Origin of the sequence: Micromonospora sp. DT233, from assembly GCF_049841815.1 — a bacterium.
GTDB lineage: Bacteria > Actinomycetota > Actinomycetes > Mycobacteriales > Micromonosporaceae > Micromonospora.
Genome location: NZ_JBNCLB010000001.1, coordinates 483,736 through 501,493 on the forward strand (window position 1 = coordinate 483,736; position 17,758 = coordinate 501,493).

The following is a 17,758-nucleotide window of genomic DNA, read 5'->3' on the forward strand; positions in this document are numbered from 1 at the left end:
TCGGCCGCAGGTCTCCGTAACGCGTCTCCGCCTCCGCCGGTCACCCGCCGGTCGTCAGGCGGTCAGGTCCTTGGCCATGACGTGCTCCCGGCGGACGCCGTCGGGCATGAGGTCGCCCAGCTCGCCGGTGTCGCGGAAGCCGTTGCGCCGGTAGAGCGCCGAGGCGGTGTCGTTGCCCTCCGTCACGGCCAGCCGCAGCGTCCCCGCGCCGGCCCGCCGCGCCCACTGCTCGACCGCCCGCACCAGGTGGTCGCCCACGCCCCGGCCCCGACCCGCCGGGGCCACGTACATGGAGATCAACTCCGCGACGCCGGCCCGATCGGTCGGCATCCCGCCGGCCATGCCGACCGGCTCGCCGTCGCGCGTCGCCACGATGTTGTACGAGCCGGGGACGGCCAGCCGGGCGCGCCAGCGCTCCTCGCGGTCGCCGTCGCCCTGCCAGTCGGCGAGCTGGGAGCCGAAGGCGTACGCCGCCTCCGTCAGCGCGGCCAGCCGCAGCCGGCGCCACAGCTTCCAGTCGTCCTCGGTCAGCACTCGGGTCTCGATCACGCGGGAAGGGTGGCCCAGACGTGCGGAGCAGGCAACCCGTATCCGCAGTTGCCGGCCTTCGTGCCGACGATGGCGGCCCACGAAGAACTCGGTCGTCGGCCCCGCCGCCGCCCGCTAGGGTCCGCGACATGCGGCTGGCGAAGATCACTCCGGAGAACTACGAGGCGGCGCTGGCCCTGTCGGTGCGCCCCGATCAGGCGGATCTGGTGGAGCCGGTGGTCACGTCACTGGCCGAGGCGTACGTCTTCGGCGACCGGGCCTGGCCGAGGCTGATCTGCGCCGACGACCGGCCGGTCGGCTTCGTCATGGCCTTCCTCGACATCCCGTGGGGCGACGATCCCGACGACCTGCGCTCCGGCCTCTGGCGCCTGAACATCGCCGCCGACGCCCAGGGCAACGGTTACGGCCGGTTCGCCGTGGCGGCCGTCTGCGCGGAGATCCGGGCCCGAGGTGGCACCCGGGCACACGTCACGTGGGAGCCTCGGGCGGGTGGGCCGGAGGGCTTCTACCTGAAGTTGGGCTTCCGGCCGACGGGCGAGCAGAGCGGCGGCCAGACGGTCGGCGTCCTGGCCCTCTGAACCGTCAGCCCGGTATACGGGACACTGACGACGATGTCGCTACTTCCAGCGGAAGTGGATGAAGAGGCGGCCGAAGTTCTTCGAGTCCTTCTCGACCCGGTGGTAGAGCTGCTTGACGTCCTTCTGGTCGAGGAAGCGCAGGACCCGCTTCTTGAGCTGGCCGGAGCCCTTGCCGGGGATGATCTCGACGAGGGTGGCCTTCTTCGCCACCGCCTCGTCCATGATCCCGCGCAGCGCGCGGTCGATGTCCTGCCCCTTGTTGAAGATGTCGTGCAGGTCCAGCTTGAGCTTCATCGCGCCTCCACCACCTGCGCAGCGTCCATTGGCTGCCCATGGTAGGCCCGCAGCCACCGCGAGGGCACTCAGGCGTTCCCCGCCCGGCGTAGCGCCCGCGACCTTGGACACTTCACGTCGCGGTGAACGCGAAGTGTCCAAGGTCTGCCGGACAACCCGCCGTTGCGTCAGCGGCGGCCGCCGATGCGGCTCTCCACCCGGCGCAGCGCGGTCGTGTAGTCGGTGTTCGTCGCGTACATCGCGGCGGCGATGCGCAGGTGCCGCAGCGCCTCCACCGGGCGGTTCATCCGCTCCAGCGTCCGACCGAGCACGTGATGGGCGTAGTGGTCGCTGGGGTCCCGTTCCACCAGCTCACGCAGCTGCTCCTCGGCGCGGCCGAGCTGGGCGGTCTGGAAGTACGCCCGGGCCAGCAGCTGCCGCACCGAGGAGTTGCCGGGCTCGGCCGCGATGATCGGCTCCAGCAGCCGGGCCGCCTCGGACGCGTCGCCCATCTCGAAGAACATGGTCGCCCGCCGGTACTCCGCCAGCAGATCCATCGACCCCACCCCCTCGTCTCGCGCCGCCACTGCTCCGACGCTGGCACAACGCCGGGCGGAGCGCGAGTGTTCCTCGGCGGAAGTCGCGGCGGCGGTCAGGACCGGGCCCGCTGGCCCCGTAGCTCCCAGGCGCGCACGCCGCCCACGATGCCGGCCGTGTTGGGGACCACCACCACGTCGTCGCCCATCCGGGCGAGCTGTTCGGGGCGGATCAGCCGGGAGTTGCCGCCGCCGAGATAGAGCCGGTCCCAGCGGAACACCGGGCGCAGCCCGTCGACGGTCTGCCGGACCCGGCGGGACCAGAACGCGTCGCCGAGGCGGCGGCGCTCCGGCTCCCCCACGTACGTGTCGTAGGTGGTGCCCCAACGCACCGGGGCGTGCGACAGCTCCAGGTGCGGGGCGAGCACCCCGCCGTCGAAGACCGCGCTGCCCAGCCCGGTGCCGAGCGTCAGCACCAGCTCCAGGCCGGTGCCGGCGATCACCCCCGCACCGTGCACCTCCGCGTCGTTGAGCACCAGCGCGGGCACGCCGAAGGCCTCGGCGATCGCGGTCCGCGCGTCGAAACCGGACCACTCGGCCAGCAGGTCGGGGTCGACCCGGCTGCGCGGCCCGGCGCGGGTCACGTAGTGCGGGGTGGCCACCACCACGCCGTGCCGCAGCATGCCGGGCATCCCGACGGTCACCCGGTCCGCCGTGGGCAGCCGGGCACCGAGATCCAGCAGGGTCTTCACGAGCAGCGCCGGCGGCAGCGGGTACGGGGTGGGCACCCGCAGCGGCCGGGCCCGCATCGTCCCCGCCCCGTCGAGCACCGACGCCTTGATCCCGCCGCCCCCGCAGTCGATCGCCAAAGTCGTCACCACGCCGCTGAGTCTCCCCCGCGCCACCCCTCCACGGGGAACCCCCACCAAACCCACCCCCACGCCCCCACCGCCTCGTTGATCAAGAGGTTTCGGTCAGACCAGAGATCAAACTTGACGCAAACCTCTTGATCAACGAGGCGGGGGGGCGGGCGGGCGGGGGGCGGGGGGGTGGGGGGGTGGGCAGGGTGGGGTGGGTGGGGTGGGGTGGGGCGATAGGGTCGGGGACTGATGAGCGCGACGATGGTGGTCAAGGAGCTTTCCGCCGGGCACGGTGAGCGGTTGCTCTTCTCGGGGCTGGACCTGGTGGTCGCCCCGGGCGACGTGATCGGCCTGGTCGGGGCGAACGGGGCGGGCAAGTCGACGCTGCTGCGTACCCTCGCGGGGTTGTTGCCCGTGGAGGCCGGCGGCGTCACGTTGAGCCCGCCCACCGCGAGCGTCGGGCACCTGCCGCAGGAGCCGGAGCGGCGGCCCGGCGAGACGGTGCGGGACTTCCTGGCCCGGCGCACCGGGGTGACGGCCGCGCAGGCCGCCCTCGACGCGGCCACCGAGGCGCTGACGGCCGGGGCGGCCGGGGCCGACGACGCGTACGCGGAGGCGTTGGAGCGCTGGCTCGCCCTCGGCGGCGCGGACCTCGACGAGCGGGCCGCGCAGGTCGCCGCCGAGCTGGGGCTCGCCGTCGACCTGGACCACCCGACGACCGGGCTCTCCGGCGGCCAGGCGGCGCGGGCGGGGCTGGCGTCGCTGCTGCTCAGCCGGTACGACATCTTCCTGCTCGACGAGCCCACCAACGATCTCGACCTGGCCGGGCTGGAGCGGCTGGAGCGCTTCGTCACCGGGCTGCGCGCCGGCACGGTGCTGGTCAGCCACGACCGGGAGTTCCTGGCCCGCACGGTGACCCGGGTACTGGAGCTGGACCTGGCCCAGCAGCAGGTCCGGCACTACGGCGGCGGTTACGCCGGTTACCTGGAGGAGCGGGAGGTGGCCCGCCGGCACGCCCGCGCCGACTACGAGGAGTACGCCGACACCCGGGCCGGGTTGGAGGCGCGGGGGCGCACCCAGCGGGCCTGGATGGAGAAGGGCGTGCGCAACGCCCGGCGCAAGGCCACCGACGGCGACAAGCACGTCAAGAACTTCCGCGGCCAGACGTCGGAGAAGCAGGCGGCGAAGGCCAAGCAGACGGACCGGCTGATCGAGCGGCTGGAGGTGGTCGAGGAGCCGCGCAAGGAGTGGGAGCTGCGCATGGAGATCGCCGCCGCGCCCCGCGCCGGCGCCGTCGTGGCCTCGCTGCGCGACGCCGTGGTACGCCGGGGCGGCTTCACCCTCGGCCCGGTGACCCTCCAGGTCGACTGGGCCGACCGGGTGGCGATCACCGGGGCGAACGGCTCCGGCAAGACCACCCTGCTGGCGGCGCTGCTGGGCCGGCTGCCGCTGGACGGCGGGCACGCCGCGCTGGGCCCCGGCGTGGTCGTCGGCGAGGTCGACCAGGCCCGGGGGCTCTTCCTCGGCGACCAGCCCCTGCTGGACGCGTTCCGGCTGGCCGTACCGGAGCTGGCGCCGGCGGACGCGCGGACGCTGCTGGCCAAGTTCGGCCTGCGGGCCGAGCACGTGCTGCGGCCGGCGGCGTCGCTGTCGCCGGGCGAGCGGACCCGGGCGGCGCTGGCGCTGTTGCAGGGGCGCGGGGTGAACCTGTTGGTGCTCGACGAGCCGACCAACCACCTCGACCTGGCGGCCATCGAGCAGCTCGAGTCGGCGCTGGCCGGGTACCCGGGGACGCTGCTGCTGGTCACCCACGACCGGCGGATGCTCGACGCGGTCGCGGTGAACCGCCGGATCCGGGTGGACGCGGGGCGGATCACCGAGGGGTGACGCGCCCGCCGGGGTGGGCATATCCGCTGCTCGTTCGGGTATCGGGCGCACCGGAGGTGCCCATGGTTGCGCTGGCCCCGATGACACCGCCCTCGGCCGAGCGGCTGCGGTCGGTCGACGAGTTCCTCACCGAGGCGTGGGCGGATCAGGCGTCCCACGACGCGCGGCTGCGCGACCTGGCGGTGCGGGTGCGCTTCGACCAGGGGGTGGCCCACCTGACCGGCGAGGTGGCCGAGGCGGGGCAGTTGCGCCTGGTCCGGGACCTGGTCGGCCGGCTCGCCGGGGTCTTCGCGATCTGGGGGCGGGTCCGGGTCGCCGGGCGGGACCCGATCGTGGTGGACGTGGGCTGCGGCGCGACCAAGCAGTACCCGGACAACCTGGGGCTGGACATCTTCCCCGCCCTCGGCGTGGACGTGGTGGCCGACCTCTCCGGCTCGCTGCCGCTGGCCGACGACTCGGTGGACGTGATCTTCGCGGTGCACATCCTGGAGCACCTGATCGACTTCCTGCCGCTGGTCGACGAGTGCCACCGGGTGCTCCGGCCGGGCGGGGTGCTGCACGTGATGAGCCCCTGGTGGGGGCACGTGAATGCGGTCGCCGACCCGACCCACGTCCGCCTGCTGGACGTCCAAACGATCAAGGGCATCTGCCTGCAACGCCCTCCGGGGACCCCCCGCTGGCACCCCCTGCACGCCGGCTGCGACGGCGCCAGCATCTTCGCCGACCTGACCCCAACTCCCCCCACCACCCCCGCTCCACCCACCCCCCACCTATCCCGCTTCTTCACCTAACCCCACCCCACCCCGTTGGCGGGGTCACGGGGGTCAGCGGGGGGTGGTGCTTTCTCGGGGGGTCAGGTGGTGGGGGGCCGTTAGTTCCTGGGGTGGGGAGTTCGGGTCGCCGTCGATGCGGTTGGCCAGGAGTTCGACCGCCAGCCTTGCGATGCGTTCCTTGTCGGGGGAGATGGTGGTGAGGGTGGGGATCGAGAAGCGACCGTCCTCGATGTCGTCGAAGCCGGCCACCGCCACGTCGTCGGGGACCCGCAGGCCCGCCTCGTGCAGCGCCCGCAGGGCGCCCAGGGCGAGGGTGTCGTTGAAGCAGAAGACGGCGTCGGGGCGTACCCCGGTGGCGAGCAGGTGGCGCATGGCGGCCGCGCCGTCCGCGCGGTGCCAGGCCGGCGCGGGCGCGACGAGGGCCTCGTCGTAGGCGATGCCGGCGTCGGCGAGGGCGGCGGCGTAGCCGGCCAGCCGGAGCCGCGCGCTGGCCCCCTCGGCGGTGCCCTGCGCCCCGACGGCGGCGATCCGCCGGCGGCCGAGGCCGATCAGGTGGGCGGTGACCTCCCGGGCGGCGGCCACGTTGTCGATGGCCACGTGGTCGGCCGGGCCGTGGTCGACGCGCTCGCCGAGCAGCACCATCGGGGTGCCGTCCAGGCCGGTCAGGTCCTCCGCGGTGAGGGCCAGCGGGCTGAAGATCAGCCCGTCGATCAGGTGGTCGGCGATGCCGGCGGCGGCGACCCGCTCCTGCTCCGGGCCGCCGCCGGTCTGGTCGATCAGCACCGTCCAGCCCAGCTCGGCGGCGACGGTGACCACGTGGCGGGCCAGTTCGGCGAAGTACGGGATGTCCAGCTCGGGCACGGCCAGGGCGATCACCCCGGTACGCCCCTTGCGCAGGCTGCGGGCGGAGAGGTTGGGGCGGTAGTTGAGCTCGGCGAGGGCCTGCTCCACGCGGGCCCGGGTGCCCGGCCGGACGTGCTGGTAACCGTTGACGACGTTGGAGACGGTCTTCACCGACACCCCGGCGCGCTCCGCCACGTCCTTCAGTCTGTGCCGCACTCATGCCTCCCCGTTGACAACCCGGCACCCTACCGTGTCACAAGCGCATTACAGACCCTTTACAACGTTGCTTACAACGTTGTAGAAACCAGGGGCACGGGTGACCCAGATCACCGGGTGGCGTCGTCGTCGCACGGGCGAACCTCGACGGCGGTCGACGCCGCCGCGCCAACGCGACGACGAAAGGCGACACCTTGCGGAGCGCGCAACTCACCATCGACCCGGCCTTCGTGATCGGACCGGCCGACCGCCGGCTCTTCGGCTCCTTCGTCGAGCACATGGGGCGCTGCGTCTACGGCGGCGTCTACGAGCCCGGCCACCCCGCCGCCGACCCCCTCGGCCTGCGTCAGGACGTGCTGGAGCTGACCCGTGAGCTGGGCGTCTCCGTGGTCCGCTACCCCGGCGGCAACTTCGTCTCCGGCTACCGCTGGGAGGACGGCGTCGGCCCGGCCGGCGACCGGCCCCGCCGCCTCGACCTGGCCTGGAAGACCATCGAGACCAACGCGTTCGGCCTCGACGAGTTCATGACCTGGGCCGGCGCGGCCGGCGTGGAGCCGATGATGGCGGTCAACCTCGGCACCCGGGGCGCGCAGGAGGCCTGCGACCTGCTGGAGTACGCCAACCACCCCGGCGGCACCCGGCTGTCGGACCTGCGCCGCTCCCACGGCGCCCAGGAGCCGTACGGGGTGCGGCTGTGGTGCCTCGGCAACGAGCTGGACGGCCCGTGGCAGGTGGGCCACAAGACCGCCGACGAGTACGGCCGGCTCGCCGCCGAGACCGCCCGCGCGATGAAACTGATCGACCCCTCGATCAGCCTGGTCGCCTGCGGCAGCTCCGGTCGGGGGATGCCCACCTTCGCCTCCTGGGAGGCGACCGTGCTGGAGCACAGCTACGAGCACGTCGACTACATCTCCGCGCACACCTACTACGACCCCTCCGACGGCGACCGGGCCAGCATCCTCGCCTCGGCGGTGGACATGGACAACTTCATCACCGAGGTGGTGGCCACCGCCGACCACGTGGCGGCCAGGCAGCGGCAGCGGCGCAAGCTCAAGATCTCCTTCGACGAGTGGAACGTCTGGTACCAGTCCCGCCTCCAGGCCGACCTGGACCGGCGCGGCTGGGTGGAGGCCCCGGCCCTGATCGAGGACGACTTCACCGCCGTCGACGCGGTGGTGGTCGGCGACCTGCTGATCACCCTGCTCCGGCACGCCGACCGGGTCGGCGTGGCCTGCCAGGCGCAGCTCGCCAACGTGATCGCCCCGATCCGCACCCGCACCGGGGGGCCGGCCTGGCGGCAGAGCATCTTCCACCCGTTCGCCCTCACCGCCCGCCACGCCCGGGGCACCGTGCTGCGCACCGAGCCGGTCGGCCCGACGTACGCGACCGCGCGCTACGGCGACGTCCCGGTGCTGGACACGGTGGCGCTGCGCGACGAGGAGACCGGCGAGCTGACCCTCCTGGCGGTCAACCGGGGCACCGACGACCTCCCCCTCGAGCTGGACCTGCGCGGCCTGCCGGGGCTGACCGGGGTCGAGCACCGCGCCCTCGCCGCCGGCGACGACCCGACGGCCACGAACACCGAGGCCGAGCCCGACCGGGTGACGCCGCAGCGGCGGCCCGTCCCCGCCGTCGACGCCGGCCGGTGCGCGGTGCTGCTGCCGGCGATCTCCTGGAACCTGCTGCGCTTCGGCCCGAGCGGCGGGTAGCGGCGGGCGCCTCGACTCCAGCGGACCGGCCCCCGAACAGGCACACTCATCCCGTCCGTCCCCAAAGGAGAGACCCCCGAATGATGCACAGCGAAATGAGCCGGCGCCGCCTGCTCGGCCTCGGCGTCGGGCTCGGCACCGCGGCGACGTTGACCCTGGCCGGCTGCGGCGGCGGCAGCAGCACCAAGCCGGGCGGGGCCGCCGGCAACGGCGGCAAGGACTACACCGGCCCCAAGGTCGACCTGAAGCTCTGGAACGGCTTCACCGGCGGCGACGGCGAGATCTTCAAGAAGCTGGTCGAACGCTTCAACAGCGAGCACCAGAACATCGCCGTGGGGGTCGCCACCTACCGGTGGGAGGACTACTACAGCAAGCTGCCCGGCGCGGTCTCCAGCGGCAACGGCCCGGACATCGCGGTCATGCACATGGACCAGCTGGCCACCTACGCCGCCCGTGGCGTGATCACCGAGCTGGACGACGTGGCCACGGCGTTGGAGCTCAGCGAGGCCGACTTCGCCCCGACCGTCTGGAAGGGCGGCCTCTACCGCGACAAGCGGTACGGCATCCCGCTGGACATGCACCCGCTGGGCTTCTACTACAACAAGTCGGTTATGCAGAAGGCCGGGCTGGACCCGAACAAGCCGCCGACCACCCGCGACGACTACACCGCGGCGCTGACCGAGCTGAAGAAGTCCGGCGTGCAGGGCTTCTGGGTCAGCCCGTTCCAGTTCACCGGCGGGATGACCTTCTACTCGTTGCTGCACCAGTGGGGCGGGACCCTCTTCGACGCCGAGGTCGCCAAGGCCACCTTCAACTCCGACCAGGCGGTCGAGGCGTGCACCTGGCTGGTCGACATGGTCAAGCAGGGGCACTCCCCCGCCAACGTCGGCCAGGACGCCGACTACCTGGCCCTCAAGAGCGGCCGCAACGCGTTCCACTGGAACGGCATCTGGCAGGTCAACGACCTGAAGAAGAGCGCCGACGTGCAGTGGGGGGTGGCGCCGCTGCCGCAGATCGGCAGCCAGCGGGCCGCCTGGGCGAACTCGCACAACTTCACCATCGTCAAGCAGCGCGGCGCCGACGCCAACAAGGTCTCCGGCGCGAAGGTCTTCATCAACTGGCTCAGCCAGCACTCGCAGGACTGGGCCGCCGGCGGTCAGGTGCCGGCCCGCAAGGCCGTCCGCGACAGCGCCGAGTTCAAGGCGCTCACCGAGGTCGCCGCGCTGGCCCCCGAGCTGGAGTACGCGGCGTTCCCGCCGGCCGTGCCGGGCCTCGGCGAGGTGATCCTCACCTTCTACAGCGCGTTCAACGAGGCGGCGCTGGGCAAGAAGCCCCCGAGGCAGGCGCTCGACGACGGGGTGGCCAAGGCCGACAAGCAGCTCGCGGACAACCGCAAGAAGTACGGGAACTGAGCGCCCGTGGCGGACGAGACGTTGGTCGGGGCGGCGCGCGGCGACGCGCCGCCCCGGGCGGCCGGGGCCACCCGTCGGGGGCCGGTACGGCGGGGCCGGGCCAGCACCCCGTACCTCTTCCTCGCCCCGTACCTGGTGCTGTTCCTGGCCTTCGGGTTGGCCCCGATCCTCTTCGGGGCCTGGTTGAGCGTGCACCAGTGGGACCTGCAACTGCCCAGTCGCCCCTTCGTCGGGCTGGCCAACTACCGGGACCTCTTCTCCAGCGACTCGGCGATCTACGGGGACTGGTGGGCCAGCGTCCGGGCCACCGGGATCTTCACCGTCTTCTCGGTGCCGCTGCTGGTGGTCGTCCCGCTGGGGCTGGCGCTGCTGCTCAACCGCTCGTTTCCGGGGCGGACCTTCTTCCGGGCGGTCTACTTCGCCCCGTACGTGCTCGGGGTGGCGGTGATCGGCCTGCTCTGGCGCTTCCTGCTGGACGCCAACCTGGGCCTGGTCAACCGGATGCTCGCGGCCGTCGGCCTGCCGGCGGACACCCCCTGGGTCACCGACGTGCCGTGGGCCTGGGTCTCCCTGGTGGGCGTGACGGTGTGGTGGACCTCCGGCTTCAACGCGGTGATCTACCTGGCCGGGTTGCAGGACATTCCACCCGAGCTCTACGAGGCGGCGCAGCTGGACGGTGCGGGCGGCTGGGCCCGGTTCCGGCACGTCACGATCCCCGGGCTGCGCCCGGTCCTGCTCTTCGTGCTGACCACCACGATCCTCGCCTCCGCGAACGTCTTCGGCCAGTCGTTCCTCATCACCCAGGGCGCGCCGGGCCAGCAGACCCGCACGGTGGTCTGGCGGATCGTGGACGAGGGGCTGCGGGACAACGACGCGGGCCGGGCCGCCGCGATGAGCATCGTCTTCGCGCTGGCGCTGGCCGTGGTCAGCGTCGTCAACTTCCGGTTCCTGCGGTACCGGGACCAGTGAGGGGCCGACCATGACGAAACTGCGCCGCGCCGGCCGCTACGCGGTCCTGGTGCTCCTGGCCCTGGTGTTTCTCACCCCGCTGGTCTGGATGCTGCTGACCTCCCTGAAGACCAACGGGGACGCCCAGCGCGTCCCGCCGGGCCTGCTGCCGGAGCCGTTCTCCACGTACGGCTACGAGCAGATCCTCGGCAGCGCCGCCAACCCGGTGCCGCGCTGGTTCCTCAACAGCATGCTGGCCGCCAGCCTGCACGCCGTGCTGGTGCTGGCGACCGCGTCGATGGCCGCGTACGCGCTGGCCCGGATGCGGTTCCGGGGCCGGGGGGTGGGCTTCGCGCTGATCGTGGGCACCCTCTTCGTCCCGCCCACCTCGATGATCATTCCGAACTTCGTGATCGCCGACCGGCTGGGCTGGCTGGACACCCTCGCCGTGGTGGTGGTGCCGGGCGCGGCCAGCGCGTTCGGGGTCTTCTTCCTGCGCCAGTTCTTCCTCTCCGTCCCGGCGGAGCTGGAGGAGGCCGCCGTCCTCGACGGGGCGAACCACTGGCAGGTCTTCACCCGGGTGCTGCTGCCGCTGTCGAAGCCGGCGCTGGCGACCCTCGCGGTGCTGTCGTTCCTGACCAACTGGAACGACTTCCTCTGGCCGATCTACGTGCTGTTCAGCCCCGAGCGGCTCACCCTGCCGTCCGGGCTGGGCCTGCTCCAGGGCGCGTACGCCACCGACTATCCGGTGATCATGGCGGGCGCGGTGCTGGCCAGCGTGCCGGTGCTGATCCTCTTCGTCGCCGCCCAGCGGCACATCATCCAGGGCGTCTCCCGCAGCGGCCTGAAGGGCTGAGGCCGATGACCACCCGGTGACGGCGGCGCGGCGGCGGGCCGGGCGAAGCGCGGCGGGCCGGGCGAAGCGCGGCGGGCCGGGTGAACGGGCAGCGCGGGGGGTGGGCCGGGCCTAGCGTGGCTGCCATGGATCTCAGCATCGACCCGGGCCTCCGCCCGCCCGCCGCCCCGGAGCCGATCCCGGCCGCGCCGCAGCCCGCCGAGCCGAAGGCCACCGCCGAGCACGCCACCGCCGAGCCGGCCGCCGCCGAGCCGAAGGCCACCGACCGGGCCGCCGACGCGCCGCACGCCGCCGACCGGCACGACCTGATCCGGGTGCACGGGGCTCGGGGGAACAACCTGCGCGACGTCAGCGTCGAGATCCCGAAGCGCCGGCTGACGGTCTTCACCGGGGTCTCCGGCTCCGGCAAGAGCTCGCTGGTCTTCGGCACGATCGCCGCGGAGTCGCAGCGGCTGATCAACGAGACGTACAGCGCCTTCGTGCAGGGCTTCATGCCGACGCTGGCGCGACCGGAGGTCGACGTGCTGGACGGGCTGACCACCGCGATCGTCGTCGGTCAGCAGCGGATGGGCGCCGACCCGCGCTCCACCGTCGGCACGGCCACCGACGCGAACGCGCTGCTGCGGATCCTGTTCAGCCGGCTCGGGCGACCGCACATCGGCTCGCCCCAGGCGTTCTCCTTCAACGTCGCCTCGATCAGCGGGGCGGGCGCGGTGACCACGGAACGCGCCGGGCGGACCGTGAAGGAGCGGCGCGACTTCAGCATCACCGGCGGCATGTGCTCCCGGTGCGAGGGCCGGGGCGCGGTGACCGACATCGACCTCGGCCAGCTCTACGACGACTCGAAGTCGATCGCCGAGGGCGCGTTCACCATCCCCGGCTGGAAGTCGGACAGCTGGTGGACGGTGCGGACCTACGCCGAGTCCGGCTTCCTCGACCCGCACAAGCCGATCCGCGACTTCACCGCCAAGGAGATGCAGGACTTCCTCTACCGGGAGCCGACGAAGGTGAAGGTCGAGGGGGCCAGCCTCACCTACGAGGGGCTGATCCCGAAGGTCCAGAGGTCGTTCCTGGCCAAGGACCGGGAGGCGATGCAGCCGCACATCCGGGCCTTCGTGGACCGGGCGGTCACCTTCACCACCTGCCCCGACTGCGCCGGCACCCGGCTCAGTGCGGCGGCCCGGTCGTCGAAGATCAAGGGAGTCAGCATCGCCGACGCGTGCGCGATGCAGATCAGCGACCTCGCCGGGTGGGTCCGTGGCCTCGACGAGCCGTCGATGACGCCGCTGTTGACGACGCTGGGCGGGATCCTCGACTCGTTCGTGGAGATCGGGCTGGGCTACCTCTCGCTCGACCGGCCGGCGGGCACCCTCTCCGGCGGCGAGGCGCAGCGGGTCAAGATGATCCGCCACCTCGGTTCGGCGCTCACCGACGTCAGCTACGTCTTCGACGAGCCGACGATCGGGCTGCACCCGCACGACATCGCACGGATGAACGACCTGCTGCTGCGGCTGCGCGACAAGGGCAACACGGTGCTGGTCGTGGAGCACAAGCCGGAGACCATCGCCATCGCCGACCACGTCGTCGACCTCGGCCCGGGGGCCGGCACGGCGGGCGGCACCGTCTGCTTCGAGGGCACCGTGGCGGGGCTGCGGGCCAGCGGCACCGTCACCGGCCGGCACCTCGACGACCGGGCCGCCCTGAAGACGACGGTACGCCGGCCCACCGGCGCCCTGCGGATCCGCGGCGCGTCGGCGCACAACCTGCGCGACGTCGACGTCGACATCCCGCTCGGGGTGCTGGTCGTGGTCACCGGCGTCGCCGGCTCCGGCAAGAGCTCACTGGTGCACGGGTCGATGCCCACCGACGCGGGGGTGGTCTCGGTCGACCAGACCCCGATCCGGGGCTCGCGGCGGAGCAACCCGGCGACGTACACCGGGCTGCTCGACCCGATCCGCAAGGCGTTCGCGAAGGCCAACGGGGTGAAGCCGGCCCTGTTCAGCGCGAACTCCGAGGGCGCCTGCCCGCACTGCGGCGGCGCGGGCGTCGTCTACGTCGACCTGGGGATGCTGGCCGGGGTGCCCACCACCTGCGAGGAGTGCGAGGGCAAGCGCTTCCAGGCGGCGGTGCTGGAGCACCGCCTCGGCGGCCGGGACATCAGCGAGGTGCTGGCGATGTCGGTGACCGAGGCCGCGGAGTTCTTCGGGACGGGCGAGGCGCACACCCCGGCCGCGCACGCCGTCCTGGGCCGCCTCGCCGACGTCGGGCTCGGCTACCTCAGCCTCGGCCAGCCGCTGAGCACGCTCTCCGGCGGCGAGCGGCAGCGGCTGAAGCTCGCCACCCACCTGGGCGACGCCAGCGGCGTCTACGTTCTCGACGAGCCGACCACCGGCCTGCACCTGGCCGACGTCGCCCAGCTGCTCGGCCTGCTCGACCGGCTCGTCGACGCCGGCAAGTCGGTGATCGTCGTCGAGCACCACCAGGCGGTGATGGCGCACGCCGACTGGATCATCGACCTGGGCCCCGGCGCCGGCCACGACGGCGGCCGGATCGTCTTCGAGGGCACCCCCGCCGACCTCGTCGCCGCCCGGCACACCCTGACCGGCCAGCACCTGGCGGCGTACGTCGGGACCTGAGCACCGCCGGCGCGACGGCGGCCGGTGGCACGGGCACGGCGGCGCGGACGGGCCGGTGTGGCCCGCCCGCGCCGCCGACGCCCCGGCCGCGAGACGGTCAGGTGGCCTTGGCGTCCGCATCCTTGTCGGCCTGGGCCAGGCGGTTGCGGCGGTGGCCGTAGCCGAAGTAGATGATCGCGCCCAGCGCCATCCAGATCAGGAACCGGATCCAGGTCTCCACCGACAGGTTGAGCATCAGGTAGAGGCAGGCCAGCGCGGAGACGATCGGCAGCACCGGGGAGAACGGCACCCGGAACGGCCGCTCCAGGTCGGGGCGCCTGTGGCGCAGGATCGGCACCGCGATCGAGACCAGCACGAACGCGCAGAGCGCGCCGATGCTGACCAGGTCGGCCAGCGCCGACAGCGGCAGGAAGCCGGCCAGCAACGCCACGGCCACGGTCATGATCGCCGAGATCCGGTACGGGGTGCCCCACCGCGGGTGGACCTTGGCGATCCCCGGCGGGATCAGCCCGTCCCGGGCGATGGCGAAGCCGATCCGGCCCATGGCCACCAGGTCCACCAGGATCACGCTGGTCAGGCCGGCGACGGCGGCGATGGAGACGAGCACCCCGGCCCACTGCGCGCCGACCGCGTTGAAGGCCGAGGCGATCGGCGCACCCCGGTCGATCTCGGTGTACGGCACCATGCCGACCACGACCAGCGAGACGCCGATGTAGAGCACGGTGGAGATCAGCAGGGTGCCGAGCAGGCCGAGGGGGAGGTCCCGCTTGGGGCGCCTGGTCTCCTCGCCGAGGTTGGCCACCGCCTCGAAGCCGGTGTACGCGAAGAAGACCACGGCGGCGGCGCTGAGCACCCCGGCGAAGCCGAAGACGGAGGGTTCCAGCCCGAACAGCGCCTGGGTGACGGGCTGCTTGATGCCGTCGTCGCCGCCCCCGGCGGGCTCGGCCGGCGGAATGAACGGGGTGAGGTTCGCGGCCTTCACGAAGAACAGGCCGGCGACCACGATGAAGACGCAGATGGCCACCTTGACCAGCACCAGCAGGTTGGTCACCCGGGCGGACTCGCGGATGCCGACGATCGCCACGATGCCGAGCAGCAGCACGACGCCGATCGCCCCGACGTTGACCACGCTGCCCTCCTCGCCGAACCAGGCGGTGGGCAGGCCGATCAGTTCGGCGAGGTAACCGGACCAGCCCCGGGCCACCACCGCCGCGCCGAGCGCGAACTCCAGCAGCAGGTCCCAGCCGATGATCCAGGCGACGATCTCGCCCATGGTGGCGTACGCGTAGGTGTAGGCGCTGCCGGCGGTCGGCACGCTGGAGGCCAGCTCGGCGTAGCAGAGCGCGGCCAGCAGGGCGACCAGGCCTGCGATGCCGAACGAGATCACCACGCCCGGCCCGGCGCTGTCGCGGGCCTCGATGCCGGTGAGCGTGAAGATTCCGGTGCCGATGACGATGCCGATGCCGAAGCCGGTGAGGTCGACGGCGCCGAGGCGGCGTCTCAGGCCGGGTCCGCCGTCGCTGCCGTCCGCGTCGCCCTGGGCGATCACGTCCTTGATCGGTTTCGTACGCAGCATGGACACCGGACTCACCCCTCCCACGGTGCGACCACCACGGCGGCGGCCGGCAACCGGCCCGCGCCCATGGCGACCGGTAACCGGCCAGCTACCCAGACCGCCACCCGGCGAACCATCACCCAGGGTGCCGATAATGTCACGTGCGGGCAGGCGCGCCGGAGAACGGGCGACTGATCCAGGCCCGGCGACACGGATCCGGCCGGAGGGCTTGCGCCACCCCCGCAGATGTGAAAATTTCCTACCAGCGACAGATTGCCTTCGGCGAATCTTGCCGTCGGGCGGGTGTCGCGCGTTTCCACCCGGGGCGGTATCCGTCACGAACCGCCCCCTGCCACGCCGAGCCCCAATGAAGGGACGCACCGGATGAAGGCAACTCGGCTCAGAGCCGCCGGGCTGGCCGTAGCCCTGCTCGGCGCCCTCGTCGCCGTCTCCCCCACCGCCGCGAGCGCGGCCGAGCCCGACGCGGCGCGCACCGCCACCACCTCCTGCGCCATCGACCCGGCCACCCCGAAGCGTCAGTTCCGGGCCATGTGGATCTCGTCGGTGGTCAACATCGACTGGCCGACCAAGGCGTCGCAGACCGACCCGGACCGGATCGCCGCCCAGAAGGCGGAGTACCTGGGCTGGCTCGACCTGGCCGACAGGCTCAACCACAACGCGGTCGTGGTGCAGGTCCGCCCCACCGCCGACGCGTTCTGGCCCTCGCCGTACGAGCCGTGGTCGGAGTACCTGACCGGGGTGCGCGGGCAGGACCCGGGCTGGGACCCGCTGGCGTTCCTCGTCGAGCAGGCGCACCTGCGCAACCTGGAGTTCCACGCCTGGTTCAACCCGTACCGGATCTCCATGCCGCTGCCGCAGGGCGCGGGCGCGGACCTCACCGCGCTGGCCCCGAACCACCCGGCCCGCCAGCACCCGGAGTGGACCTTCGCGTACCCGCCGGCCGGGGTCGCCGGCAGCCGGCTCTACTACAACCCCGGCATCCCCGAGGTCCGCGAGTTCGTCCAGACCGCGATGATGGACGCCGTCAAGCGGTACGACGTCGACGGGGTGCACTTCGACGACTACTTCTACCCGTACCCCAGCGGCACCCACCAGGTGCCGGACGACGCGGCGTTCGCCGCGTACAACCGGGGCTTCACCGACCGGGCCGACTGGCGGCGGGACAACATCAACCTGCTGATCCAGGAGATGAACGGCAAGATCAAGGCGGCGAAGCCGTGGGTGAAGTTCGGGGTCAGCCCGTTCGGCATCTGGCGCAACGCCTCCGCCGACCCGGCCGGCTCGGACACCACCGGCAGCCAGTCGTACGACATCATCTCCGCCGACACCCGCAAGTGGGTCAAGCAGGAGTGGATCGACTACATCGTGCCGCAGCTCTACTGGCACATCGGCCAGTACCCGGCGGCCGACTACGCCCGGCTGGTGCCGTGGTGGGCCGAGACGGTGCGCGGCACCCGCGTGCAGCTCTACATCGGCCAGGCCGACTACAAGAGCGGTGACCCCGCGTACGGGTCGTTCTGGATGAACCCGCGCGAGCTGTCGGACCACCTGACGCTCAACCGGTCGTACCCGGAGGTGCTCGGCAACGTGCACTTCTCCGCGGTGCAGGTGCGGACGAACCGGCTCGGGGCGACCGACATCTACGCCGGCGAGCACTACTCCCGGCCGGCCCTGGTGCCCGCGATGCCGCACCTGCCGAAGAAGCCGCTGCTGCCCCCGGTGGTCACCGGCGCGCAGCGGCAGGACGACGGCGTGCGGCTGAGCTGGCGGCAGCTCGCCGACGGGGTGGGCCCGCTCGGCAAGGCCACCTCGTACGCGATCTACCGCCTCGACGGCAACCGCCTCGCCGAGCGGTGCGACTTCGCCGACGCGGCCCACCTGGTCGGCACCGTCCGGGCCACGCCGGGCGCGGTGCGCACCTTCACCGACACCACGGCGGAGGCCGGCAAGCGGTACACGTACCACGTGACCGCGTTGGACCGGCTCGCCAACGAGAGCCTCGTCAGCCCACCGCGTTTCGTGCGCTGACGACAGGACCGAATGCCCCGGGACGCCCCAGCGTTCCGGGGCATTCGTCTTTTCTACTCATCTCCCTAGATGTTCGTA

Annotated in this window: 15 protein-coding genes; 9 read left to right on the forward strand and 6 right to left on the reverse strand. The window is 72.5% G+C overall.

The window, feature by feature from the left end:
• Positions 1-54: 54 nt before the first annotated feature.
• The gene (locus tag ACLQ2V_RS02320) at positions 55-549 is read right to left on the reverse strand and encodes a GNAT family N-acetyltransferase (RefSeq protein WP_425716638.1); all 495 of its coding nucleotides are present in this window, start codon (positions 547-549) and stop codon (positions 55-57) included.
• A gap of 128 nt (positions 550-677) precedes the next feature.
• On the opposite strand from ACLQ2V_RS02320, the gene ACLQ2V_RS02325 reads away from it, so the two are divergent.
• Positions 678-1,127, forward strand: a complete 450-nt coding sequence (locus tag ACLQ2V_RS02325) for a GNAT family N-acetyltransferase (protein WP_425716639.1) — start codon at positions 678-680, stop codon at positions 1,125-1,127.
• Between the two features lie 39 nt (positions 1,128-1,166).
• On the opposite strand, the gene ACLQ2V_RS02330 is transcribed toward ACLQ2V_RS02325, so the two are convergent.
• The 3 genes from ACLQ2V_RS02330 to ACLQ2V_RS02340 form a co-directional block, all read right to left on the reverse strand.
• The gene (locus tag ACLQ2V_RS02330; protein WP_117664998.1) at positions 1,167-1,421 is read right to left on the reverse strand and encodes a Smr/MutS family protein; all 255 of its coding nucleotides are present in this window, start codon (positions 1,419-1,421) and stop codon (positions 1,167-1,169) included.
• Between the two features lie 167 nt (positions 1,422-1,588).
• Positions 1,589-1,957 carry a tetratricopeptide repeat protein gene (locus ACLQ2V_RS02335; RefSeq protein WP_425716986.1) on the reverse strand — a complete coding sequence of 123 codons (369 nt, stop codon included), beginning with the start codon at positions 1,955-1,957 and terminating at the stop codon, positions 1,589-1,591.
• A gap of 95 nt (positions 1,958-2,052) precedes the next feature.
• Complete coding sequence (locus tag ACLQ2V_RS02340; protein WP_425716640.1) at positions 2,053-2,817, reverse strand: ROK family protein; 765 nt, start codon at positions 2,815-2,817, stop codon at positions 2,053-2,055.
• Positions 2,818-3,045: 228 nt separating this feature from the next.
• Here ACLQ2V_RS02340 and ACLQ2V_RS02345 point away from each other — a divergent pair, with 228 nt between their 5' ends.
• Together ACLQ2V_RS02345 and ACLQ2V_RS02350 are read left to right on the forward strand one after the other, a co-directional pair.
• A complete protein-coding gene (locus ACLQ2V_RS02345) occupies positions 3,046-4,683 on the forward strand; it encodes an ABC-F family ATP-binding cassette domain-containing protein (protein WP_425716641.1) in 1,638 nt (545 codons plus the stop codon).
• Between the two features lie 62 nt (positions 4,684-4,745).
• Entirely contained in the window at positions 4,746-5,474 is a 729-nt protein-coding gene (locus ACLQ2V_RS02350; RefSeq protein WP_425716642.1) for a methyltransferase domain-containing protein, read from the forward strand.
• 33 nt (positions 5,475-5,507) lie between these two features.
• Here ACLQ2V_RS02350 and ACLQ2V_RS02355 read toward each other — a convergent pair whose 3' ends face one another.
• On the reverse strand, positions 5,508-6,515 hold the full coding sequence (locus ACLQ2V_RS02355; RefSeq protein ID WP_425716643.1) for a LacI family DNA-binding transcriptional regulator: 1,008 nt from the start codon (positions 6,513-6,515) through the stop codon (positions 5,508-5,510).
• Positions 6,516-6,709: 194 nt separating this feature from the next.
• On the opposite strand from ACLQ2V_RS02355, the gene ACLQ2V_RS02360 reads away from it, so the two are divergent.
• The 5 genes from ACLQ2V_RS02360 (at position 6,710) to ACLQ2V_RS02380 (ending at position 14,076) form a co-directional block, all read left to right on the forward strand.
• Positions 6,710-8,224, forward strand: a complete 1,515-nt coding sequence (locus ACLQ2V_RS02360) for an alpha-N-arabinofuranosidase (RefSeq protein WP_425716644.1) — start codon at positions 6,710-6,712, stop codon at positions 8,222-8,224.
• 80 nt (positions 8,225-8,304) lie between these two features.
• Positions 8,305-9,636, forward strand: a complete 1,332-nt coding sequence (locus tag ACLQ2V_RS02365; protein ID WP_425716645.1) for an ABC transporter substrate-binding protein — start codon at positions 8,305-8,307, stop codon at positions 9,634-9,636.
• Between the two features lie 6 nt (positions 9,637-9,642).
• Positions 9,643-10,605 (forward strand): carbohydrate ABC transporter permease, encoded by a 963-nt coding sequence (locus ACLQ2V_RS02370; RefSeq protein ID WP_425716646.1) that lies wholly within the window; start codon positions 9,643-9,645, stop codon positions 10,603-10,605.
• Positions 10,606-10,615: 10 nt separating this feature from the next.
• Positions 10,616-11,440 carry a carbohydrate ABC transporter permease gene (locus tag ACLQ2V_RS02375; protein ID WP_425716647.1) on the forward strand — a complete coding sequence of 275 codons (825 nt, stop codon included), beginning with the start codon at positions 10,616-10,618 and terminating at the stop codon, positions 11,438-11,440.
• Positions 11,441-11,565: 125 nt separating this feature from the next.
• The gene (locus tag ACLQ2V_RS02380; protein ID WP_425716648.1) at positions 11,566-14,076 is read left to right on the forward strand and encodes an ATP-binding cassette domain-containing protein; all 2,511 of its coding nucleotides are present in this window, start codon (positions 11,566-11,568) and stop codon (positions 14,074-14,076) included.
• 97 nt (positions 14,077-14,173) lie between these two features.
• Here the strand turns inward: ACLQ2V_RS02380 and ACLQ2V_RS02385 are convergent, their stop codons facing one another.
• Positions 14,174-15,667 carry an amino acid permease gene (locus ACLQ2V_RS02385; protein ID WP_425716649.1) on the reverse strand — a complete coding sequence of 498 codons (1,494 nt, stop codon included), beginning with the start codon at positions 15,665-15,667 and terminating at the stop codon, positions 14,174-14,176.
• A 348-nt stretch (positions 15,668-16,015) separates the two neighbouring features.
• Here ACLQ2V_RS02385 and ACLQ2V_RS02390 point away from each other — a divergent pair, with 348 nt between their 5' ends.
• Positions 16,016-17,680, forward strand: coding sequence for a glycoside hydrolase family 10 protein (locus ACLQ2V_RS02390; RefSeq protein ID WP_425716650.1), 1,665 nt, complete (start codon positions 16,016-16,018; stop codon positions 17,678-17,680).
• The last annotated feature ends 78 nt before the right edge of the window (positions 17,681-17,758 follow it).